Here is a 21,537-nt window from a genome sequence, read left to right as displayed (position 1 = left end):
GGCCGGGCCGGCGGTCACTTCACCGCTGGCTGGGTTGCGGTGATCCGAGTGGTGACCGACATCGAGTCGACGATGTCACCAGTGTGGAAGCCGGGCAGGTGGCGACCGGGGCCGTTCACGACGACGGTCCGCTCGCCGATGTACTCGCCCGCGTCGGAGATGACGATGTCGTGCCGCAGGTCGGTCTCGGTCAGGCTGATCGCGCGCCCCGTGCGGCCGTCGAGGGTGACGACGTTCTTCTCGAGCTGGATGCCGGGGATCTTCGCGGCCGCCTGGTACAGCGCGGCCCGCAGGTCGGCCGGGACGAGCCCGGAGTTCAGTACGGCGGACAGGTGCAGGAACGCCCGCAGGTTCGGAGGCGACGGGCGGCCGAGCGCGGTGGTGTCGGCGAGGAGGGCGGTGAGCAAGGCGTTCGGGTCGCGCGGCAGCTTGGCCAGAAACTCGGGAGTCGGCGTGACCCAGCTCGGCGTGCACCTGCCGCCGGCAGCCTCGCCACACCGGCTGAGGTCGACGGTCGGCTTGGTCGTCTTGAGCAGGTACGGCGCGACCTTCTGCGCGGCCGCACGCGCCGCCGGCGTCGGGAACTCCACCTTGGAAACCTTGGTCTGCCGCTGCACGTAGCGCCGCGCGGGAGCGGCCGGGATCCACTTCTCGGACCGGCCGAACAGGGTCACCTGGTACGTCGGGTTGGTCACGAACGTCTCGGTGAACACCGTGTGCCGGACGATCTCGCGGAAGTGACCGGGCGGGATCGGCGCGTCCGGGCCGGTCCGCGCGGCGGCCGTGGCCAGGAAGGTGCTGGCGTCGGCTGTGGCGCCTAGTTGTACGGCGTTGTCGCGGGTGATCACGTCGGCGGCGAGGAAACCGCCGGCCAGTGTCACGGCGAGCGCGCCGGCGAGTACAAGCCGCGGGCGGGTGCGGCGGAGCGGCGGGAGCGCGGCCGGTGGGTTGAAGAGCTGCTGGCGGGCGCGGGCCAGGGCAAGTCGGTCGGGGTCGGGGACGTCGTCGCGGACGCGCTTGAGCAGGTCGATCTCGGTCATGAGGGGTTCTCCTCGAAGGTGGGGCCGAGCGCGGAGCGGAGGGCTCGACGCGCGCGGTGCAGGCGGGAGCGGACGGTGCCGAGGGGCAGGTCGAGTGCCTGTGCGATCTCGGCGTAGCTGAGGTCTTCCCAGGCGTACAGCAACAGGACGTCGCGCTCGGCCTGCCGGAGCTTGGCGAGGACGCGGGTCAGGGTGCGCGAGATCGCCTCGGCGTCGACCCGGGCGGCGACGTCGGTGGCGAGCAGGTCGTCGTACCGGTCGTTGCCTGCCGGTTCGGATCGTGAGTAGGCGCGGTACTGGCGGACCTCGTCCCGGCGGCGCCGGCGGATCAGGTTGGTGGCGATGCCGTAGAGCCAGGGCAGTGCGCCGTCCGCTGTACCGCGGTAGTTGCCGCGACCTTCGAAGGCGATCAGGAACGTCTGGCCGAGCAGGTCGTCCGCCTCGGTCCGGCCGAGGCGGCGGGCGATGTAGCGGTGGATGGTGACGGCGTACCGGTCGAACAGCCGGGCGAACTCCTCCGGCTGCTCACCCGCCCGGATCAGTTCGGCGTCCGTCGGAGGCTCTGGGCCGGCCACGACCGGGACCTCCGCGAGGGCTGCTTGGAGTGGCTGCATACCTACTTCTGCCCGATCTCCCACGACCGGTTCCCCTACCCCCGGCCGAGCGGCGTAGTGCTCGACCTCCGCGTCCTCCCGGCGCGAGTGAGTACGACGTGCCCCGCGAGCTGCCCGTTGTCTTCGGCACTGCGTTCGCGAATCACCCGTACATGACAGCACCGCCCGGCAGTGGACCTGCCGGGCGGTGCTGTTTGTGCTGTGCTGTCGAACTACGGACCGAAGAGGTCAGTGACCGTGGCCGTGGCCGTGGCCGGCCGCCGCGGGCTCTTCGTCCTCGGGCTTGTCCACCACCAGGGTCTCGGTGGTGAGCAGGAGCGCCGCGATCGAGCCGGCGTTGGCGAGCGCGGACCGGGTCACCTTGACCGGGTCCAGCACGCCGCTGCCGAGCAGGTCGCCGTACTCGCCGGAGGCCGCGTTGAAGCCGCTGCCCGGCTCCAGCTCGGCCACCTTGGCGACGACGACGTAGCCCTCGTAGCCACCGTTCTCGGCGATCCAGCGCAGCGGCTCGACGACCGCCTTGCGGACGATCCGGACACCGGTCGCCTCGTCACCGTCGAGCTCCAGGTCCTTGTCCAGGACCGTGGCGGCGTGCACCAGGGCGGAACCGCCACCGGCGACAATGCCCTCCTCGATGGCGGCGCGGGTCGCGGAGACCGCGTCCTCGATCCGGTGCTTCTTCTCCTTCAGCTCGACCTCGGTGGCCGCGCCGACCTTGATCACGCAGACGCCGCCGGCCAGCTTGGCCAGCCGCTCCTGCAGCTTCTCGCGGTCCCAGTCGGAGTCGGTGCGCTCGATCTCGGCCTTGATCTGGTTGACCCGGGCCTCGATGTCGTCGGTCTTGCCGGCACCCTCGACCACCGTGGTGTTGTCCTTGGTGACGACGATGCGGCGCGCCGTACCGAGCACCTCGAGGCCGACCTGGTCGAGCTTCAGCCCGACCTCAGGAGCGATCACCTGCGCGCCGGTCAGCGCGGCCAGGTCCTCGAGCATCGCCTTGCGGCGGTCGCCGAAGCCCGGCGCCTTGACGGCGACGGAGGTGAAGTTGCCGCGGATCTTGTTCACCACCAGGGTGGACAGCGCCTCGGCCTCGACGTCCTCGGCGATGATCAGCAGCGTCTTGCCGGACTGCACGACCTTCTCCAGCAGCGGCAGCAGGTCCGCGATCGCGGAGATCTTGCCCTGGTTGATCAGGATGTACGGGTCCTCCAGCACCGCTTCGCCGGCCTCGGCGTCGGTGATGAAGTACGGCGAGATGTAGCCCTTGTCGAACTGCATACCCTCGGTGAACTCGAGCTCGGTCCCGAAGGTGTTCGACTCCTCGACGGTGATCACACCGTCCTTGCCGACCTTGTCGAACGCGTCCGCGATCAGCGTGCCGATCTCGGCGTCGCGCGCGGAGATGGTCGCGACGTGGGCCATGTCGCCCTTGTCGTCGACCGGCTTCGCGGTAGCGACCAGCTTGGCCGAGATGGCCTCGACGGCCGCCTCGATACCGCGCTTGAGGCCCATCGGGTTGGCACCGGCGGCGACCGCCCGGAGGCCCTCGTGCACCAGCGCCTGCGCCAGCACCGTCGCGGTGGTGGTGCCGTCACCGGCGATGTCGTTGGTCTTGGTCGCGACCTCCTTGGTCAGCTGCGCACCAAGGTTCTCGAACGGGTCGTCCAGCTCGACCTCACGCGCGACGGTGACACCGTCGTTGGTGATGGTCGGGGCGCCCCACTTCTTGTCCAGGACGACGTAGCGGCCCTTCGGCCCCAGCGTCACCTTCACCGTGTTCGCGAGCTTGTCGACGCCGCGCTCCAGCGCGCGCCGGGCGTTCTCGTCGAACTCGAGGATCTTCGGCATGAAGAAACCAGTCCCTCTCTGAAATCTCTCTGGGTGTTGCGGGTGATGCGGCTCGTCCCGCTGCTCCCGGTGTGCACCCGGCCGGCCCCGGGCAGACGGTCGCGCCGACCGAGATCCGTGACGGTTGGCATCACGAAAGCTCCGGTCGGCCCGAGCGTCTTCCCGGACCGCGGCCCGGGGTGCCGGACCGACTCCGCCCCGGTGCCAGTCGTCGGCCCGGGGCGGTGTCGGTCAGGAACAGCGAGCGGTCGTCACTTGCTGACGACTGCGAGGATGTCGCGGGCGCCCAGGATCAGGTAGTCCTGGCCGTCGTACTTGACCTCGGTGCCGCCGTACTTGGAGTAGATGACCTTGTCGCCGACGGCAACGTCCAGCGGGACGCGGTTGCCGTTGTCGTCGATCCGGCCGGGGCCGACGGCGAGGATCTCGCCCTCCTGCGGCTTCTCCTTGGCGGTGTCCGGGATCACCAGACCGGACTTCGTGGTCTGCTCGGCTTCGAGCGGCGCGACGAGGACTCGGTCCTCGAGCGGCTTGATCGTGACCGACACTTGCTGACCTCCACGGTCGATTTCGCTTGGCTGTGGTTCATTGGTCGCGCTCCCCTGCCGTCGCGGGGGTCAAGGGCCGGACCGTTGGCACCCTCGGCTCGAGAGTGCCAACACCGAATCTAGGCCGCGATTAGCACTCGGTCAACTCGAGTGCCAAACGATTCTCAGGCTGAGACATCCGGGCCGGTGACGGAGCACCTACGGATCGTGGTCAAACGCTGGGCCTAACCCTGCTCGGCATGGGACCGTCGTCTCAGGACGGCCTGAGGAGGCGTTGTGGCGATCAGGTTTCCCAAGCTGCCGAAGTTGTCCGGACGCACGATCGCGGCCCTGGCCGGGATCGGGGCGCTCGCCCTCGGTGCGGTCGCGGCGAACGCGGCGAAGCACCAGCCCATTCCCCCGGTCGCCAGCGCGCCGGCGGCTGCCAAGGCCCCTGCTGCCAAGCCGGACCAGGCCGTGTCCCTCGACGCGACCGCGGCCGAGATGAAGGCCGCCGCGGCGCTGCCACAGTGCCGCTCCGCGCGCTTGGTGCCGGTCAACCGGACCTGGGGCATCCCGATGCCGTCCATCTACGCGAGCACGAGCACCACCTGCAACCTGATGTACGGCGACGACCCGTACCGCGGCTCGACCCGGTACGGCGACCCGGACACCGCCATCCGCATCCTCCAGCGGAACCTGAACTCCTGCTACGGCACCCATCTGGCCGTGGACGGCATCTACGGCAGCAACACCCGCGCAGTGGTCAAGGCGGTCCAGCGCAGGCACAAGCTGGTCGCCGACGGCATCTACGGCCCGAAGACCCGCTCCGCCATGAACTGGCGGCTCTACTCGATGGCCACGCGCACCTGGAGCAGGAGCTGTTCCAGTCCGCTCTAGAGTTACCGGGTGACAGTCACCGCGTTGCTCGACGGGCCCGGTGCTGAGGTGCTTGCTGCAGCGTGTGCGGAGTACCAGCCTGGGCGTGAGCTCCAGCTCGTCGAGAAGCTGCGAAGACGGTACGACGCAACGCTGGTGACGGCTGCGGTGACTCAGGCCGCGCTGCGCCATCGGGGGGCCGTCAAGTTCGGCGCGGACGCTGCACGGATGTACTTCACCCCGGACGGACTCGAGCAGGCTACGCGGACCACCGTCGCCGAGCACCGGGCCGCACGCATTGCCGCCACGCTCCCTGGAGCCAGCGTGGTCGACCTGGGCTGTGGCATCGGCGGCGACCTGATCACCTCAGCGCGGGCCGGTCTGAGAGTCACTGGCGTCGAGCGCGATGCGGAGACGGCAGCGACCGCTCGAGCCAATCTCGCTGCGCTTGGCCTGCCCGGTGAGGTGTTGCAAGGGGATGCGGAGGCTACGGACCTCACGCCGTACGACGTGGTGTTCGCAGACCCGGCCAGACGGGCCGACGGGCGCCGGGTGTTCGACCACAACGCTTACTCGCCCCCGTGGTCGTTTGTCACCGCGCTGTTGGAGCGGACGGCCTGCGTGAAGGTCGCGCCGGGCATCCCGCACGACGCCGTACCGCCTGAGGTGGAGGCGGAGTGGGTCAGTGACGCCGGCGAGGTGAAGGAGGCGGCCCTGTGGTCGGGGCAGCTGTTCAATGGGATCACCCGTAGAGCGACCCTGCTGCCAGGTGGGGCGACGGTGACCGATGCGCCGGAGGCAGAGACCGGTCCGGTCGGTCAGTACATCTACGAGCCCGACGGTGCCGTGGTGCGCGCCGGTCTGGTTACTGCGGTTGCCAGTGCGGTCGGGGGGTGGTTGCTGGATCACCGGATCGCCTATGTAACGTCCGACAAGCAGGTGCCGACTCCGCTCGCGTCGGCGTACGAGGTCGTGGAAGAGCTTCCCTACAAGGAGAAAGCGCTTCGCTCGTGGGTGCGTACGCACGACATCGGGACGCTGGAGATCAAGAAGCGCGGGGTGGACCTGGACCCCGCGGTACTGCGGAAGAAGCTCGCGCCGAAGGGCCGGAACGCGGCGACGCTGATCGTCACGCGGATCGGGCGGGACGCGGTGGCGTATTCCTGCCGCCGACTTGCATCCTGAGGGTATTCGAACATATGATCGATCTCGCGAGCGGGTCCCCGGGTGACTTGCCGACGGACGAGGTGCTGCGTCTGTTGCTGCGCTCCCCGGGGGCCCGCCACTAACTGGCCTGGTCGACGCACGGCAGTGAGGTGTCGTGCGTCGACTGGGTGTCACATACCGTTCACTTCGGTTGGGCAGGCTGGCGGCAGAACCGGTTGGCCGCTGACCGTTGTACCTGGGGCGCAAGCGGTATGCACCACCCCAGGTCTCTGCCGTGCACTTCCCCGCACTGCAGCTGCTTCACGACACCCGGAACCGCTCGCGCACCGGCATCCGAAACCGGGCCGAAGCGATCTCGCGGACACCGGCCGCCATCGAGTTCGTCCGCTCCGGGACGGCCGATTCGGTCGCCGTGAGGAAGTCGGCGACCAGACTGTCCCAGGCCGCAGTCCGTTGGAGCATGGCGTGGCCGTCTCCCGGCAGTAGGTGGGTTGTCACCGGAGTGCCTGCTGCTTGGAGGCGCTTCGCGTAGGCGACCGTGGTTCTGGGGTCCGTCACGGTGTCGGCGGTGCCGTGCACGAAGGTCACCGGAGGTTTGAGAGCCGTGAGCGGCTCGCCGGCCGGTAGCCAGGGCGCCAGGCCGAGGACTCCGGCTACTCGTGGGTGGTCTCCGGCGGCCACTACCGCGCGGCCGCCCATCGAGTGGCCGATGAGGTGGACACGCTCGTACGGCAGTTCGTCCAGGACCGCACGGAGGTCGGTGGCGGGATCGGCGGTGTCGTTCCAGCCTCGGTAGCGGTAGCGCATGAAGCCCACAGCTGCAGCGGGGAGCGCACGACGGGCAACTACCGCGAACGGCCACATCCGGAGCAGAGCGGGCCGCCACAGATCGGGATCAGCGTGCGAGTGCTCCTGACCACCGTGGGCGAGCAGCACCAACTCTGTTGCCCCGCGAGGATGCCGGACGAGGTCGACCCCCGGACGCATCACGACTGCGTGTACAGCTCAGCCGGATCGCGGCGGATGGACATGATCCGGCCTGGTTCGGTTTCGGTGAAGCCATAGGAGCGGTAGAGCTCGTGGGCGTCGGCAGTGGCCAGCAGGATGCGGCGGACGCCTTTCAGCTCGGGGTGGTCGAGGAGCGTCGACACGACAAAGCGCCCGAGGCCGTGGCCGCGGTGGGACTCCAGCACGAAGACGTCCGCCAGCCACGCGAACGTCGCCTGGTCCGTCACCATCCGGGCAAACGCGACGAGCGCCCCGGACGCGTCGTACACGCCGAGGTTCAACGAGCCGGCGATGGATCGCGCCACCACGTCCCGCGGCACTCCGCTCGCCCAGTACGACGTACTCAGGAATCCGTGCACGACGTCCACGTCGATTCGCGCCGCGTCGTCGTCCGCCTCGAACCCGTCCGGACCTGGCCACCTCACTTGTTCAGCACCTCCGTGATCGGCATCGACGAGTCCGCCGGCAGCCCGAGCGGCGACGCCGCCTTCCCGGCCCGGACCAGCTCCGAACCGAGCGCCGCCACCATCGCGCCGTTGTCAGTGCACAGCCCCGGCCGCGGCACCCGTACGGCGATACCCGCCGCCGAGCAGCGCTCCTCGGCCATCGCCCGCAGCCGCGAGTTCGCCGCGACGCCGCCGCCGATCAGCAGGTGCTCGAACCCACGGTTCTTGCACGCATCGATCGCCTTCCGCGTCAGCACGTCGCACACCGCCTCCTGGAAGGCAGCGGCAACATGGTTCACTGGCACGTCTTCACCATCGCGCCGCCGAGCCTCGACCCACCGCGCGACGGCCGTCTTCAACCCCGAGAACGAGAAGTCGAACCGGTGCCGCTCCAGATCCCGTTGCGACGTCAACCCCCGCGGGAACGTCACGTACAGCCGGTCGCCGCCGTCACGAGCCGCCTTGTCGATGTACGGACCACCCGGGAACGGCAGCCCGAGCACACGCGCAACCTTGTCGAACGCCTCCCCCGCCGCGTCGTCGATCGTGCTGCCCATCGGTTCGACGCCATCGGTGATGTCCTCGACCGCGAGCAGCGACGAGTGCCCACCGGACACCAGCATCGCGACGCAGCCCTTCGGCAGGTCGCCGTGCTCCAACGTGTCCACCGCGACGTGCGCCGCCAGGTGGTTCACGCCGTACAGCGGCTTGTCGAGCGACAGCGCGAGACCCTTCGCCGCCGCGACGCCGACCAGCAACGCGCCGGCGAGCCCCGGCCCGCTGGTCACCGCGACCGCGTCGACGTCGGTCGGTTTGATCCCGGCCGTCTCGCACGCGCGCCGGATGGTCGGCACCATCGCCTCGAGGTGCGCCCGGCTGGCCACCTCCGGTACGACGCCACCGAACCGCGCGTGCTCCTCGACACTGGACGCGATCGCGTCGGCGAGCAACGTCTGCCCGCGCACGATGCCGACGCCCGTCTCGTCGCACGACGTCTCGATCCCGAGGATCAAAGGCTCAACGCTCATTGTTCTCCTGCCACCGCATGATCACCGCATCCTCGCCACCGGCGTAGTAACCGCGCCGCCGGCTGATCTCCACAAACCCGAACCCCGCATACAACCCCAGCGCCGACTCGTTGCCAGCAGCAACTTCCAGCATCACGGTCCGGCCCGCACAACGGTCGAGGGCGACCGTCAGCAGCTGTCCACCGATCCCCGTCCGCCGCTCAGCCGGAGCGACCGCGATCCGCAGTACCTCGACCACGTCCTCGGCCACCGGCGACACCAGCAGTACGGCGTACCCGACCACCGAGCCCTCGTCCGCGACCAGCACGACCCGGTCCTCGGCCGTCCGCTCGAACTCATCGGACCAGGCGACCGTACTCCAGGCCTCGGGCCCGAAGCAGGTCTCGTCCAGCGCCACCACCGCCGGTAGGTCGGAGGCAACAGCCGGCCGAATGGCAGGTCTCAAGACAGCACGCTCTTCGGCCCGGCCGACATCGTCACGTCCGGCCGCCGCAGGTACAGCGGTTCCGGCGCGACGACTTCCAGCGTCCCGGTGGCCACGCCGGTCGCCAGCACTTCGGCGGACGGGTACTCAGCGACGTCAGTCGACGAAACACCGAGTACCTCGCCGTACAGCACAGCACCCCGGCCGATCACCGGCAGACCGGCCAGCACGTGTGCGACCTCGGCCGGCTTGTCCACCGCCGGGCCCTCCAGCCGACGCCGGCTCCCGTCGGCGGCCGGACCGTCGTACAGCGCCCAGTAGATCTCCTTGCGCCGCGCATCCGTCGCGACCGCGACCGGCAAGGTCAGCGACGACTGCCGCGCGAGAATGTCCAGGCTGCACACGCCGGACACCTCCAGACCGAGCACCTCGCCCATCGTCCGCGCGGTCACCAGCCCGACCCGTAGACCGGTAAACGGCCCCGGCCCGACGCCGACCGCGATCCCCGTCAACGAGCGCGGTGTCAGGCCGGCAGAGGACAACGCGGCCGCAATCGCCGGCGCCAGCAGCTCCCCGTGCCGCAACGCGTCCACGGTCGTCGACGACGCGACGATCTCACCCGCCGGCGTCGCCACCGCGACGGTGACCGCGGCACTCGAGGTGTCGAAAGCAAGCAACATGTCAGCTCTTCTCCAACACAGAAACCCGTACGCCGGACGCCGCCCAGCGCGCACCCACCGGCGTCAGCCGCACGCTCCGTGTCTCGTCGGTGTCGTCGTCGCCACGCGTGATCACGATGTCGAGCCGGTCCTGGGCCAACGGTTCAGCCAGGCCGTGTCCCCATTCGACCACGGTCACGGCCTCCTCCAGGCTCGCGTCGAGGTCCAGGTCGTCGAGCTCGGCGAAACCACCGAGGCGGTAGGCGTCGACGTGCACCAGTGCCGGACCACCCGCGAGCGACGGATGCACCCGCGAGATAACGAACGTAGGCGAGGTCACAGCTCCCCGCACCTTGAGCCCAGTACCGAGTCCCTGCGTGAACGTTGTCTTGCCGGCGCCAAGGTCACCCGAGAGTACGAGCAGATCGCCCGCGCACAGCTGCCCGGCGAGCTGTTCACCGATGGCTTGCATGTCGTCCGCCGTCGGCACGGTCAGCTCGAGCGGCAGCGCCTTCGCATACGTCAGGTTGTGCGCCTGCTGGTCGACGACGGAGTACCCACGCCGCCGCCAGAACTCCACGGTGTCCGGCAGCTCCACGCGCGCGATCAGGTTCACCCGCGAGAGCCCACGCCGTACGGCGACCTCCTCCGCGCAACCGACCATCGCCGACGCGACCCCACGCCCTTGGTACCGCGGATCCACCGATACCCGGCGCAGGTGCAGCACGTCACCGTCAACGAAGAACAGCACCGCACCCGCGGGCACTCCGTCGATCAGCACGAGCAGGCCACCGTGCTCACGGATGGCAGCGGCGACGGTCGTCGCGTTCTCGGACAACGCGGTCGAGGGCGGGTCGAGAACCCGCCGCGACGAGAAGGCGTGGTGGATCACCGCCACGATCTGGTCCACGTGCTCGTGGGTGGCGTCGACTACGTGCAGATCTGTCATGAGGGTCCTAGCAACGACTGTTCGGCTCGCTCGATCATGCCAAGGAGGGCCGCGGTGAATTCACGGTGGTGCTCGATCAGGCCCAGGTGGCCGCAGTTCGGGACCTCGACCAGCTCCGCGCCGGGCACCCGCCGGACGATCTCCTCGGCGTGCGCGAACGGGGTCAGGTGGTCCCGGTCGCCGCCGATCACCACGCACTCGACCTTCTGCAGCGGGTCGAGTGCGTCGTACTTGTCGTGCAGCGCGAAGATCGGGTAGAAGTCCGCGATCACCTCGATCGGCGTCGCCGCGATCATCTCGTTGACGAACTCGGTGAACGCCGGCGGCACCTCGGAGCCGAACGAGTACTTCCGCGTCAGCAGGAAGCTGATGTCGGTCCCGGCCTTCCGGCTGCGCTCGACCACGTCCGGGATCCGCGCCAGCGCCGACACCGTCGGCGTCGCGAGCGCGCGCGCCATCCGGCCCAGCGGTCCCGGGAAGATGATCGGCACCTGGTCCAGCCGGCCGGCGCTGGTCGAGCACAGCCCGACGCCGATCACCCGGTCGCCGAACAGCTCAGGGTGCTGCTGGGCGAGCGCCATGATCGTCATGCCGCCCATCGAGTGACCGATCAGGATCACCGGACCGGTCGGCGCGTACCGCTGCAGGATCCCGTACAGGTCCCGGCCGAGCTGGTCGATGCTGACGTGCGACTTCGGCGACCGGCCGGAGCGGCCGTGCGAGCGCTGGTCGTAGAAGACCATCGTGCCGATCCCGGCCAGGTCCCGGCGCTCGAAGTGCCAGGAGTCCATGTTCAGCCCGTACCCGTGGGCGAAGATCACGGTCAGGTCCTCGGGCGGCAACGGCAGCTTGCGGCCGAAGAGCCGCTTCGGCGGCGGCGCGGGCCGGCGGGAGCGCTTCAGCTCGTCGATCTCGACGTACAGCTCGACGCCGTCGTCGGCGGTGAAGATGTGCGGCGTCCCGCGGAGCGAGCCGAACGGCTCGGCCTCGAGCTGCTTGCGCTGCCCCGATCGCCGGCCGATGACCTGGCGCTCGACCGCGACCCCGGCCGCCGCGCCCGCCGCCAGCACGCCGACCGCGGCTCCGATCAGGCCAGCGGTCCGCCCTACCTTGGACACGCTGATCTACCTTTCGACCGGGGCGGTGGGGTGGGGAAGGAATTCAGCACTGTCGACGTACCTGCGCGGGATGCGCGGGCCCAGGCGGGTGACGATCTCGTAGTTGATGGTCCCGGCCGTGTCGGCCCAGTCGTCCGCGGTCGGCTCCCCCGACGTCCCCGGGCCGAACAGCACGACCTCGTCGCCCGCGGCGGCCTCGTCGTCCTCCAGGTTGACCACGCACTGGTCCATGCAGATCCGGCCGACGACGGTACGGCGCTTGCCCGCGGCCTGGACCGGGGCGCCGTTGGACGCGTGCCGCGGCAGCCCGTCGCCGTACCCGAGCGGGATCAGGCCGAGCGTCGACGGCCGGGGCGCGGTCCACGTCAGCCCGTACGAGACACCCGCGCCGGCCGGCACCCGCTTCACCATCGCGAGCCGGGCCTTCAGCGTCATCGCGGGCCGCAGCCCGAGCTCGGCCGACGGCAACGCGTGCCCGAACGGCGAGAGCCCGTACGTCGCGACGCCCGGACGGACCAGGTTGAAGTGTGTCTCCGGCAGCGCGAGCGTGGCGCCGGAGTTGGCCAGGTGCTTGAACTCGGCGTCGATGCCGAACGACTCGGCCACCTCGACCGCCTCGACGAAGGTCGCCAGCTGGGACTCGTTCACCGGGCTCTTCGGCTCGTCCGAGGAGGCCAGGTGCGACCAGATGCCCTTGATCTCGATCCGGCCGGTCGCCTGCTCGCGGGCCGCGGCCCGGATCAGCGCCGGCCACTCCTCGGGTACGGCGCCGCCACGCGACATCCCGGTGTCGATCTTGAGGTGCACCCGCGCCGGGCGGTCGGTCACGCCCGCGGCCAGCTCGTCGATCTCCCAGGGCGCACTCGCGGACAGGTCGATGCCGGCCGCGATCGCTTCCGCCAGCGGCTCGCCCGGTGTGGTCAGCCAGCAGAAGATCGGTCCGGTATCGCCGGCGTCGCGCAGCGCGAGCGCCTCCTCGAGCACAGCGGCCCCGATCCAGGCGGCGCCGGCCTCCCGCGCGGCCCGGGCGACCGGGACCATCCCGTGCCCGTACCCGTCGGCCTTGACCACGGTCATCACTTGGGCACCCTGGGCCCGGGCACGCAACGTGCCCACATTGTGACGGATCGCGGCCAGATCGACCACGGCCTCAGCCCGGACAGGACGTGACTGGAGAGTAGACATGGTCGTTCCAGTGTCTCAGGCGGCGTCGATCAGCTGGGGCAGGGCCGTCATGTTGTGGAAAACCGTGTCCGCGGCGGCGAGTTTCGCGGGGTCGGTCATCGCCGCGTAGCCGAAGACCTTCATGCCGGCCGCGACCGCGGCGGCGACGCCGAGTGGGCTGTCCTCGACGACCAGGCAGCCGTCCGGCTTGACGCCCATCGTGGCGGCCGCGTGCAGGAACAGGTCCGGCGCCGGCTTGCCGTGGGCAACGTCCTCCGCGCTGAAGATCCGCCCCTCGAACCGGTCCAGGAACCCGACCGCGGTCAACGCCGTACGGATCCTCCGGTGTGTGCCGGACGACGCCAGGCAGTAGGTGATCCCGCGCTCCTCCAGGTGGTCGAGCACGGCCTCGACACCGGCGACCGCCTGCAGCTGGGCGAACCCGTCGAACAACCGCTGGTGGTACCGGTCCTCGAGCTCCGCGGGCAGCGGCCGTCCGAGCTTCTTCTCCGCGGTCACCCGCATGGACGCCATCGAGCCGCCCATGAAGTCCCGCACGGTGTCCTCGAACGAGTACGGCAGGCCGGCCTCGGTGAGCAGCTCGGACAGGATCGTGTTGGCCAGCCGCTCGGAGTCGACCAGGACGCCGTCGTTGTCGAAGATCACCAGTCCGATCACACCCGAAACCTTAGTGGCTCGCCTACGAGCCACTGCGGCCACCGGAGCCGAAGCCCCGGTGGCCGCAAGGTACGAGCGCGAACGCCAGGGGATCAGCTCTCCTGGATGGAGAAGTCGGTGAACGTGAAGCGCTGCTTGGTGTTGTTGGTGGAGACCACCTCGACGCCGAAGTCGACCTGCCAGGTGGTGGAGTTCGCCGGGATCCACTTCCGGGCCTGCAGGTCCTGGAAGAACGCCTGCAGCGGCATCGTGCCGGACAGCTGCGTGTTGACCGACTTGTAGGTGAAGATGCCGCCCGGTGTGCTCGGGCTGTCGGTCTTCCAGACCTCGTACGCCTGCCCGCCGATGGTCGTCGTACCGACCTTGTCGCCGGCCGGGGTCTGGCCGGAGTTCTGCGTCCAGATCATCAGCTCGTTGTCGAAGCCGTCGTTGATCCAGATGTCGAACGCGACGTTGTAGATGCAGCCGGCGCAGTTCGGCCCGACGCCGGCGAACTTGGCGGACTGGATCTTGGCCAGCGGGAAGTCGTTGTAGTCCTTGTGCACGTTCGGGTACGCCTGCACGCCGAGGTCACCCGGCTTGGACTGGGTCACGTCCTCGTACCAGTTGTTGTAGTCGCAGACGGACATCGTGTAGGTGCCGTTGTGGTTGTTCCACATGTTGTTGTGCACGTAGTACTGGCCGTAGTCCCGGCCCTCACCCGCGTTACCGGTCGCCGTGGTCACCCAGCCCGGCTTGGTGCAGGTGGTGGTGCCGGGGTTCGAGGTCGGCGTGGTCGTGGTCGGCGTCGTGGTGGACGGCGTGCTCGTCGGCGGCTTCGTGGGCGTGGTGGTCGTGTGGGTCGGCGTCTCGGACGGCGTCGGAGCGGTCGTCGGCGGCTTGGTCGGCGTCGGCGGCGGTGTCGTCGGCTGGCCGGGCACGGCCGCGAAGTCGTAGTGGACGGTGAAGCTCAGCTTGGTGCCGGCGCGGTACTTCTGGCCGTCGTACCGCAGCGCGCGCAGCCGGTAGCTCTTGTCGGTGGTGCGGCTCGGGTCGATCGACAGCATCGCCGGGCCGGAGGCGGTCGCGGTGATGGCGACCGGCTTCTGGCCGAAGCCGTGCAGGACCGTGCAGCCGGAGTAGGCGTCCAGGACGCAGGTTTCGACGCGTCCGACGTTCGGAAGTGCGGTGACCGTGCTGTCCGCGGCGTTCGCGGTCGACACCGGCGAGTCCTTGGACGCGTGGACGGCGATCGGTACCGCGATCAGCGCGCCGACGGCCAGCAGGACCGCTGGGACAAGTACGCGAGTCCGGGCAGTTCGGGTGGGGGGCATGCGAAAAGTTCCTTCGTGTGTGCGATTGGTCGCTCCGACTGCCCCAGTACTGCGGTGCGACCTCAACCGTTCGATTGAATCCCCAGTGGGGCCAGTGTGGCACTGGCCTTGTCCGTGCTAGGTGTTCGCTAGGTGTTGCTGTGTTCAGCGTTCGCTCCCGGGTACGCCGGTGACGTTATCGTTCCGTGATCTCACCGTGTCAACCCCGGGTATCGATTTAACGAAGCCTTCACTCTGGGACAAACGCTGCATTGGATGTGCAACGCGGCGCCGGCCCGCGGCGTCCTTGGGGTGTGAAGACGCCGATGATCGCCCTCGCCGGAGCTTGCCTGCTGGCCCTGACCGCCTGCGGGAACGAGACCGGAGCCGGGTCCGGGCCCGCCGACGACCTGACCGGCAAGACGTACCTGTCCACCTCGGTCACCGAGAACGGCAAGCCGAAGCAGCTCGCCGCGAAGACGCGCGTCCAGCTGCAGTTCACCGACGACGGCCGCCTCGTCGCGAGCGCAGGCTGCAACTCGATGCAGTCCAAGGTGTCGACCGGCAACGGCAAGCTGACGCTGAAGGACGAGCTGGCGATGACGGACATGGGCTGTCCCGGCCGCCAGGACCAGGACGGCTGGCTGGCCGGCATCCTCAAGGCCTCCCCGGCGTGGAAGCTGGACGGCAGCAAGCTCGACGTCACCAGCGGCGGTACGACGATCTCCCTGACCGACCGCGCGACCGCCGAGCCGCCCGTCGCCCTGGACGGGACGAAGTGGCAGCTGTCGACCGTGATCACCGGCGAGGTCGCCTCGCACCAGGTCGGCTCCGAGCAGGCCTGGCTCACGCTGAACGGCGAACGCGTCACCGGATCCACCGGCTGCAACAGCTTCCAGGGCGTGGTCGCGCGGACCACCGGCACCCTGACCTTCGGCGACCTCGCCACCACCCGCCGGGCCTGCAAAGGTGACTCCGGGAAGCTCGAAACTTCCCTCCTGCAGAGCCTGAAGGGCGCGATGAGCTACGAGGTCGACGGGCAGACGCTGAAGCTCCGTTCCTCGACGGGCGGCCTGGATTTCACCGCCGTTCGCTGACTTACCGGATGCGGATGTCGAAGGCTTGGACCTCGTTCTGTGGGGTCTCGTAGGAGACCAGTAGGTGGCCGTGGTCCTGTAGCTGCGCACGCTGCGCGGACGTCAGCGGGATCGACCAGAACTGCTCGCCGCGGGTGAGCTGCTTGCTCGCCTGCTGGACCAGGTGGCCGCTCATGTTCGGTGACCACGGCGGCGTCGCGCCGTCGGTCAGCGCGCACGGGGTGAGGCCGTAGTCCGGTGCCGGATCGGCGGCTGGGCTGCAGGACGTCGTCCAGACCGGGATCGCGCCGATGTCGCCGGTGGTCAGGAAGGCGCGGGCGGTGCCGGTGCCCCGCGTACTGGTGACCAGGTCGACGCTGTTCGGCCGGACCCGGGTGGACAGGATCTTCAGGTCGGTCGTCGGGACCCGTCCGGAGATCGGTACGCCGTTCCGCGCCGACTGCGCGATCGTCTGCGGTGACAGGGCTCCGTCGAGGTTCGGGTTGGAGACGTTCGGCGGCGCCGGGGTGGTCGGGCGGTCGGCCGGCGGGGTGTAGCCGGGCAGGGTGGCGAGACCCCAGCGGTACGGGTCGGACTGCACCGAGCCGAGCGCGGACCACCCGAGTCGCGTGCTCATGTCGATGTGCCGGAGCGTCGTCGTACCGGGTGCCGAGGTGTCGTCGTTGTCGTACGGCGTGATGTTCAGGCCGAGCCGCGACGGGTCGACGGCGGCCGGGAGGTCGGCGAGCGGGATCTTCACCTCGAGGTCGTACCCACCGCCCGCGTACGCGTGCGGCACGGTCGTCTCGTTGCTGCCCACCCACTGTGCGGTCGACGCGACCTGGACGCCGGGCGCGTTGCCGGTGTCGAGGGCGCCGCTGGAGTAGCCCTGGTGGTTGTCCGCGTCGCGCTCCCAGCACGGGCCGCCGCTTTGCGTGAACGGGAAGATGCCGAGCTTGAACGTGTTCGCGGTGTCCTTCAGGACCTGGGACGCGTTGCCGCGCGGGTCGAGCAGGATCTCGACCGAGTCGGCCTGCCAGTGCCCGACGCACTCGGCCGGCGTCACGGCGTACGACTGGTAGTCGTCGCGGACGTGGATGAAGAAGTAGAGCGCGTCGTTGGACCAGGACACCTTGACGGTGTTGCCGTCGCCGGTCGAGGAGACGCCGCAGTCGTCGACGCCGGTGCAGCCCGCCGCGCCCTGCCAGATGCGGCCGAGGTCGAGGGTCGGGCCTGGGTACTCACCGGGGTCGGCCTTGCCGTCGACCGTTGGTGATGCCTGCGGTATCGCTGTGGTCGGGACGAGGGTGAGTGTGAGGGTCTCGCTGCCGGTGGCGGTCCGAATCGGGATCGAGACGTTCGGCTGGGCCGGGAGCGTGGTGTCGGTGTTGGTCAGCTTGAACGTGACGGTCTGATCCGCACCGGGTTGGACGGCGTAGGGCTTGGAGGTCGCGTCTGTGGTGAAGTTCGTGGGCAGGTCCAACGACACCGCGCCGGTCTGCGGTTGGGCGGACCAGTTGTGCACGACCACCGGCAGGTCGATCGTCGTGCCGATGCCCATCGACTGGATGGCTTGGGACCGGCCCAGGCGGTTGGCCTGTGGTGCCGTGTTCTGCAGCCACTGGTCGTACTCCGCCCAGTTGCCCCAGCGCTGGAAGCGGCCTTCGGCGGCGGAGACGATGCGGACGACGTTGTCGGTGTAGCCGGTCGCGCGCTTGGTCGTGTAGAGCGCCGAGATCTTGGCGTTCTGGTCGGCCGGCGCGTTGGCGGCCGGGGTGACGGTGAACGTCAGGTCGGCGCTTCGGCCCTCGCGGACCTGCTTGGGTCCGTCGGTCGACCAGCCCGCCGGGACAGTGAGCGCAACGTTGCCGTTGGCAAGCTCTCCACGGAGGTGGAGGGTGGCCTGGAAGGGTTCACCCGCGACGTTGTAGAAGCGCGAGAAGGTCAGGTACTCGAGGGTGCCGAGCGGCAGGCCGCCCGGGTCGGGCTTCGTCGCGCCGAACAGGATCGCGTCGTCACGGCCGTCGGCTGTGGTGCTGTTCGGCTGGAACGGGACGAAGGACTCGGTCATGCCGAAGCGTGGACAGCCCGGGGCGGAGACGCCCTTGTACATGACCCGGCTCTGGGTCGGGTACGCCGCACGGCCCTCGTCGGCGACCTGCTGCCAGATCTTCGGCGTACCTGCGGGTTGGGCTTGGGAGTTGCCGGCCGGCCACAGGTACGGCGAGTTGTAGCCGGTCCACACGCCCGCGACGGTGTCGAGGCCGGTCGGGGTGAAGCCGGTGGTGCAGTTCGCGGCCGTCGTCGTACCGCCGGTGCCTGCGGTGGTGCCGCCGGAGAAGACCTTCTTCACCTGCCAGGTGCTGAGCGCGTGCGGTCCCTTGAGCTGCTCGGGGAAGCGCGTCGGGTCGGCGGCGGCGAGCACGCCTTCCCAGATCAACCGGCCGGCTTGTTGGTGGTTCCCATGACCGGCGGCGAGGGTCGCCGTGAAGCCGATGTAGATCTCCGGCTGCGTCTCCCGGATCACCCGGGTGACGCGGCGCAGGGTCTCTTCCTCGTCCCAGAAGTACTGCGTCAGCGGCGCACTCTGGTTGTAGAAGAAGTCCACGCGATCGAGGTTGAAGATGTCGACGGTGCCCGAGCGGTAGTGCGCGACGCGGTCCTCGTTCTCCCTGCGGAGTCCCAGCGCCGGGCCGAGCTCGGTGCCCGCCGCGTTGCCGCCGCCCTCCCCTCGGGTGACCTGGATGACGCCGCACTTCACGCCGTACTGCTGATGCCACACCCCACACGGCCCGATAATGCTCGTGTCGTCATCCGGATGGGCCCACTCCCCCATCACATCGATCTTCGTCTGTCGGTCGGCCACATACGGCTGCGACGTCGCCGCGGCAGGTACCGGCAGAACCCCCAGCACAACGAGAACCACAAAACCCGCAATTCGCTTCACGTGCACGCTCCAAGGACGGTGGAGGCACCAGCAATTCCCCTAGGTCGTGTCTGGTGATTCCGCGCCGTAGCGAGCATGTGCTCGGTGCGGCAGCTCGGCGTGCTGGGGCGAAGGGTTCGATGCGGAGCATCGTGCCCTTTGCACCAGTGCGCCGAGGTGCCGTGCCGAGTGCAGCGCAGTAGGCGGGGAATTGCCAGACACGACCTAGTCCTACGTCCGAACGGCCCAGTCCCGCAACAGCAATTGCGCGGCACCGTCCTCACCGGGTCGGGGTGAACCCTCCCCAGACTGCGCTGGACCCGCCCGCGCTCTGTGCGTGGACGTGGTAGCTGTCCCGCGTGCCCTTGCGGATGCCGACGGCGTGGTTGTACTGGGCGGCGAACTCGTGCTGCCCGGCCGGCACGGTGCGGCCCGGCTTCAGGACCCAGCGGTAGCGCAATGCGCCGCCGGACTCCTGAACGGTGACGGTGAAGTCGTCGCTCGGCAGTGTTCGCCAGTTGCCGGTGTCTCGCACGTCGCCGGTCTGTGCAATGCGCAGTTCCACAGTGAGCGAGGTGAGCGGCTGGCTGGTGTGGAGAATCAGGTTGCTCTGAGCCCAGTAGATCGTGCTGTGCGCGTCTATCGAGCCTTCCGACCGCAGCGGCCCGTCCTGGATGCGGCTGTCGGCCGACGGAGTCGGGCGCGGCCTGCTCGGGGTGGTGGGCGAGGTCGGGGCGGTGGTGGTAGTGGTCCTGCGGGCCGAGGGCGTCGGAGTGGACGTGACGGTTGGAGAAGTGACGGCGGGGGTGTGGTGCTTCGCCCGTGGCGCAGGAGCTCCGCCCATGGCGGCGACGGCGAGACCGCCAGTCGCCAGGGTGCCGGCAACGGCGAGAGCGACGATCGCCGCCCGGGGCCAGGACCTCGCGATCGACCGTGTGCGGTACCGGACGGTGGGATCGGCGGCGCCGCGTTCGACGCGCGCCAGGATCCTTGCGCGGTCGGGTTCGTGGGCCTCGGCGGCCTCCCGCAGCCGTCGGCTGATCTCCTCGTTCACCGGTTCCTCCTTCCTGCCGCCAGTTCGCCGACCGCTGCTGCGCCGAGGATCCGCTCCAGCTCGGCCATCCCCTTCGAGGTCTGGCTCTTCACCGTACCGACCGAGATGCCCAGCGCAGCGGCGGTCTCTTTCTCCGACAGGTCGAGCGCGTGGCGCAGGACCACGCACGCCCGCTTGCGGAACGGCAGGCGGGTGAGCGCGGCCCGGACGTCCAGCACACCCGCAACGTCCGGCCCGTCCAGCTGTTCCGGGCTGCGGGACCAGAACAGCGCCACTCGTCGTCGCTCGCGGACCGCGCTCCGGATCCACTCCCGCGCCAGGTTGGCCACTACGCCGCGGGCGTACGCGACCGGGTGTTGCGCCGTCCGCAACCGGTCCCAGCGCTGCCACAGGGCGACCAGCGCATCGGCGGCGAGGTCGTCGGCCGCGTCCTTCTCACCGGTCAGGAGGTGGGCGAGGCGGGCCAGTTCGGCGTAGTGGCGTTCGAAGAAGTCGTGGAACTCCGCGGACGCGTCGTCGAGGAGCATCTCCCGCGGTTGCCCTCTCCTTGCGATGTGCGCGTTAACATTCGGCGCGAGCGTAACGGTCAATGCCGGGCGAACTGGACCCGGGTCGGCTGTGCGACGTCCGGTTTGACGGCGATCCCGCTGATGGTCAGCCGCTCGCCGTAGATGTCCGTGACCCTGATCGCTTTGCCGCATCCGCTGCCGTCGGGGGAGAGGAAGTAGTTGTAGTCGGTGCGGTGCAGCTTTCGCCAGCCGTTGGCGGTCCGGACCTCGAGCACGGCCACCGGGTTGCGGTGGCCGATCACCTGGATGCCGCACCACCACTGACTGGACCCGCCCTTGTACCGGATCGAGAGAGTGCCGGACGCGGCGGGGCTCAGCAGCGTCCAGGTGATCGGGAGCCGGCCGACGGAGAGGTTGGCGAGCTTGGCGAAGGCCTGTTGGCTGAGGTCGAGTTGCCCGGGTGCGCAGGGCAACGGGCACTCGTTGACGATCCGCACCGTGATGGAGGCCCCGTTGGCGGCACGGACCAGCACGTACGCCCCACAGGCCTTGGCCGACTCGTAGTCGGTCTCGTTCATCGCCGCGATCATCAGGTCGTCGGACGGCCCGAAGAGGCAAGCGCCGTTCCCGTCACCCGCGGCGTACGCAGTCGCGACGCCTTTGTAGCGAACGGCGGGCTTGATCCGTCCCGCCAAGGACCCTGCGGACGCCGTGGACGCCGTGCTCGCTGTCCTTGGCGCCGCCGGCCGGGTGCTTGCGGTCGAGGGCCGGGGGTTGACGGTCGTGGGCTGGGTGCTTGCGGTCGGGCGCCGGGTGCTGGCAGGGGTGGGGGTCGGGGTACGGCGGGCCGAGTGCCGTGGGCTCTTGACCAGTGACCGCGTCGGTGCGGTCGTGGCGTCGGCCGCCGCGGTCGCAGAGCCGGAATCGGGCGGGACGCCCGCCGGGGCAGCCGTGTCAGAGACGTCGGCGGTCTGCCTGACCTCGGCGTTGCCCCAGGTGAGGAGCGCGGCGGCCAGGCAGACCACAACGGCGACGGCGAGCAGCGCCAGCGGGATGCCGATGACCTGCCGATGCTTGCGCGGCGGCTGCACTCCGCTGTGCTTCGTTGTCCTCATGTCCATCCGTTCGGTA

Annotated in this window: 21 protein-coding genes; 3 read left to right on the top strand and 18 right to left on the bottom strand. The window is 69.6% G+C overall.

Annotated features, from left to right (window positions below; genetic code table 11):
• Positions 1-14 precede the first annotated feature (14 nt).
• The 4 genes from AB0E69_RS04110 to groES form a co-directional block, all read right to left on the bottom strand.
• Positions 15-1,040, bottom strand: a complete 1,026-nt coding sequence (locus tag AB0E69_RS04110; RefSeq protein WP_360139163.1) for a hypothetical protein — start codon at positions 1,038-1,040, stop codon at positions 15-17.
• The gene (locus AB0E69_RS04105; RefSeq protein ID WP_360139160.1) at positions 1,037-1,654 is read right to left on the bottom strand and encodes a sigma-70 family RNA polymerase sigma factor; all 618 of its coding nucleotides are present in this window, start codon (positions 1,652-1,654) and stop codon (positions 1,037-1,039) included. The genes AB0E69_RS04110 and AB0E69_RS04105 overlap by 4 nt, the downstream gene beginning before the upstream one ends.
• A gap of 228 nt (positions 1,655-1,882) precedes the next feature.
• Entirely contained in the window at positions 1,883-3,502 is a 1,620-nt protein-coding gene (gene groL, locus AB0E69_RS04100; RefSeq protein ID WP_360139157.1) for a chaperonin GroEL, read from the bottom strand.
• Between the two features lie 251 nt (positions 3,503-3,753).
• Positions 3,754-4,050, bottom strand: coding sequence for a co-chaperone GroES (gene groES, locus AB0E69_RS04095; protein ID WP_130384566.1), 297 nt, complete (start codon positions 4,048-4,050; stop codon positions 3,754-3,756).
• 276 nt (positions 4,051-4,326) lie between these two features.
• Here groES and AB0E69_RS04090 point away from each other — a divergent pair, with 276 nt between their 5' ends.
• A complete protein-coding gene (locus AB0E69_RS04090) occupies positions 4,327-4,929 on the top strand; it encodes a peptidoglycan-binding domain-containing protein (protein ID WP_360139154.1) in 603 nt (200 codons plus the stop codon).
• A gap of 9 nt (positions 4,930-4,938) precedes the next feature.
• Entirely contained in the window at positions 4,939-6,093 is a 1,155-nt protein-coding gene (locus AB0E69_RS04085; protein ID WP_360139151.1) for a class I SAM-dependent methyltransferase, read from the top strand.
• 282 nt (positions 6,094-6,375) lie between these two features.
• On the opposite strand, the gene AB0E69_RS04080 is transcribed toward AB0E69_RS04085, so the two are convergent.
• The 10 genes from AB0E69_RS04080 to AB0E69_RS04035 form a co-directional block, all read right to left on the bottom strand.
• Entirely contained in the window at positions 6,376-7,062 is a 687-nt protein-coding gene (locus AB0E69_RS04080) for an alpha/beta fold hydrolase (protein ID WP_360139148.1), read from the bottom strand.
• Positions 7,062-7,508, bottom strand: coding sequence for a GNAT family N-acetyltransferase (locus AB0E69_RS04075; protein ID WP_360139145.1), 447 nt, complete (start codon positions 7,506-7,508; stop codon positions 7,062-7,064). Before AB0E69_RS04075 ends, AB0E69_RS04080 begins: the two co-directional genes overlap by 1 nt.
• Positions 7,505-8,557, bottom strand: a complete 1,053-nt coding sequence (tsaD, locus tag AB0E69_RS04070; protein ID WP_360139142.1) for a tRNA (adenosine(37)-N6)-threonylcarbamoyltransferase complex transferase subunit TsaD — start codon at positions 8,555-8,557, stop codon at positions 7,505-7,507. The genes AB0E69_RS04075 and tsaD overlap by 4 nt, the downstream gene beginning before the upstream one ends.
• Complete coding sequence (locus tag AB0E69_RS04065) at positions 8,547-9,002, bottom strand: GNAT family N-acetyltransferase (protein WP_360139139.1); 456 nt, start codon at positions 9,000-9,002, stop codon at positions 8,547-8,549. Before AB0E69_RS04065 ends, tsaD begins: the two co-directional genes overlap by 11 nt.
• Complete coding sequence (tsaB, locus tag AB0E69_RS04060) at positions 8,999-9,661, bottom strand: tRNA (adenosine(37)-N6)-threonylcarbamoyltransferase complex dimerization subunit type 1 TsaB (protein ID WP_360139137.1); 663 nt, start codon at positions 9,659-9,661, stop codon at positions 8,999-9,001. Before tsaB ends, AB0E69_RS04065 begins: the two co-directional genes overlap by 4 nt.
• 1 nt (position 9,662) lies before the next feature.
• Positions 9,663-10,589, bottom strand: a complete 927-nt coding sequence (gene tsaE / locus AB0E69_RS04055) for a tRNA (adenosine(37)-N6)-threonylcarbamoyltransferase complex ATPase subunit type 1 TsaE (protein ID WP_360139134.1) — start codon at positions 10,587-10,589, stop codon at positions 9,663-9,665.
• A complete protein-coding gene (locus AB0E69_RS04050; protein WP_360139131.1) occupies positions 10,586-11,707 on the bottom strand; it encodes an alpha/beta hydrolase in 1,122 nt (373 codons plus the stop codon). The genes tsaE and AB0E69_RS04050 overlap by 4 nt, the downstream gene beginning before the upstream one ends.
• A 6-nt stretch (positions 11,708-11,713) precedes the next feature.
• Positions 11,714-12,892, bottom strand: coding sequence for an alanine racemase (gene alr / locus AB0E69_RS04045; protein WP_360139128.1), 1,179 nt, complete (start codon positions 12,890-12,892; stop codon positions 11,714-11,716).
• A 15-nt stretch (positions 12,893-12,907) separates the two neighbouring features.
• Positions 12,908-13,549, bottom strand: coding sequence for an HAD family phosphatase (locus tag AB0E69_RS04040; protein ID WP_360139125.1), 642 nt, complete (start codon positions 13,547-13,549; stop codon positions 12,908-12,910).
• Positions 13,550-13,641: 92 nt separating this feature from the next.
• Positions 13,642-14,862, bottom strand: coding sequence for a hypothetical protein (locus AB0E69_RS04035; RefSeq protein WP_360139122.1), 1,221 nt, complete (start codon positions 14,860-14,862; stop codon positions 13,642-13,644).
• 257 nt (positions 14,863-15,119) lie between these two features.
• Between AB0E69_RS04035 and AB0E69_RS04030 the strand changes: the two genes are divergently transcribed.
• Positions 15,120-15,938: an META domain-containing protein gene (locus AB0E69_RS04030; protein ID WP_360140390.1), complete on the top strand. Its 819-nt coding sequence runs from the start codon at positions 15,120-15,122 to the stop codon at positions 15,936-15,938.
• Between the two features lies 1 nt (position 15,939).
• On the opposite strand, the gene AB0E69_RS04025 is transcribed toward AB0E69_RS04030, so the two are convergent.
• The 4 genes from AB0E69_RS04025 to AB0E69_RS04010 all read right to left on the bottom strand — a co-directional run bounded on the left by AB0E69_RS04025 (position 15,940) and on the right by AB0E69_RS04010 (position 21,521).
• Positions 15,940-18,864, bottom strand: coding sequence for a PIG-L family deacetylase (locus tag AB0E69_RS04025; RefSeq protein WP_360139119.1), 2,925 nt, complete (start codon positions 18,862-18,864; stop codon positions 15,940-15,942).
• A 259-nt stretch (positions 18,865-19,123) separates the two neighbouring features.
• Complete coding sequence (locus AB0E69_RS04020; RefSeq protein ID WP_360139116.1) at positions 19,124-19,897, bottom strand: hypothetical protein; 774 nt, start codon at positions 19,895-19,897, stop codon at positions 19,124-19,126.
• Positions 19,894-20,424, bottom strand: coding sequence for a SigE family RNA polymerase sigma factor (locus tag AB0E69_RS04015; protein ID WP_360139113.1), 531 nt, complete (start codon positions 20,422-20,424; stop codon positions 19,894-19,896). Before AB0E69_RS04015 ends, AB0E69_RS04020 begins: the two co-directional genes overlap by 4 nt.
• Positions 20,425-20,483: 59 nt before the next feature.
• Positions 20,484-21,521, bottom strand: a complete 1,038-nt coding sequence (locus tag AB0E69_RS04010; protein WP_360139110.1) for an expansin EXLX1 family cellulose-binding protein — start codon at positions 21,519-21,521, stop codon at positions 20,484-20,486.
• Positions 21,522-21,537 lie beyond the last annotated feature (16 nt).

Source organism: Kribbella sp. NPDC026611, assembly GCF_040638345.1.
GTDB lineage: Bacteria > Actinomycetota > Actinomycetes > Propionibacteriales > Kribbellaceae > Kribbella.
The sequence above is the reverse complement of the archived record's forward strand: the minus strand, read 5'-3'. Positions and strand labels throughout refer to the sequence as shown.

What these genes read in the sequence shown, in the direction of transcription:
- groL (WP_360139157.1), bottom strand. Translation starts at nt 3,502, where the DNA reads ATGCCGAAGATCCTCGAGTTCGACGAGAACGCCCGGCGCGCGCTGGAG.
- alr (WP_360139128.1), bottom strand. Translation starts at nt 12,892, where the DNA reads ATGTCTACTCTCCAGTCACGTCCTGTCCGGGCTGAGGCCGTGGTCGAT.
- AB0E69_RS04035 (WP_360139122.1), bottom strand. Translation starts at nt 14,862, where the DNA reads ATGCCCCCCACCCGAACTGCCCGGACTCGCGTACTTGTCCCAGCGGTC.
- AB0E69_RS04080 (WP_360139148.1), bottom strand. Translation starts at nt 7,062, where the DNA reads ATGCGTCCGGGGGTCGACCTCGTCCGGCATCCTCGCGGGGCAACAGAG.
- tsaB (WP_360139137.1), bottom strand. Translation starts at nt 9,661, where the DNA reads ATGTTGCTTGCTTTCGACACCTCGAGTGCCGCGGTCACCGTCGCGGTG.
- AB0E69_RS04015 (WP_360139113.1), bottom strand. Translation starts at nt 20,424, where the DNA reads ATGCTCCTCGACGACGCGTCCGCGGAGTTCCACGACTTCTTCGAACGC.
- AB0E69_RS04105 (WP_360139160.1), bottom strand. Translation starts at nt 1,654, where the DNA reads ATGCAGCCACTCCAAGCAGCCCTCGCGGAGGTCCCGGTCGTGGCCGGC.
- AB0E69_RS04010 (WP_360139110.1), bottom strand. Translation starts at nt 21,521, where the DNA reads ATGAGGACAACGAAGCACAGCGGAGTGCAGCCGCCGCGCAAGCATCGG.
- AB0E69_RS04110 (WP_360139163.1), bottom strand. Translation starts at nt 1,040, where the DNA reads ATGACCGAGATCGACCTGCTCAAGCGCGTCCGCGACGACGTCCCCGAC.
- tsaE (WP_360139134.1), bottom strand. Translation starts at nt 10,589, where the DNA reads ATGACAGATCTGCACGTAGTCGACGCCACCCACGAGCACGTGGACCAG.
- tsaD (WP_360139142.1), bottom strand. Translation starts at nt 8,557, where the DNA reads ATGAGCGTTGAGCCTTTGATCCTCGGGATCGAGACGTCGTGCGACGAG.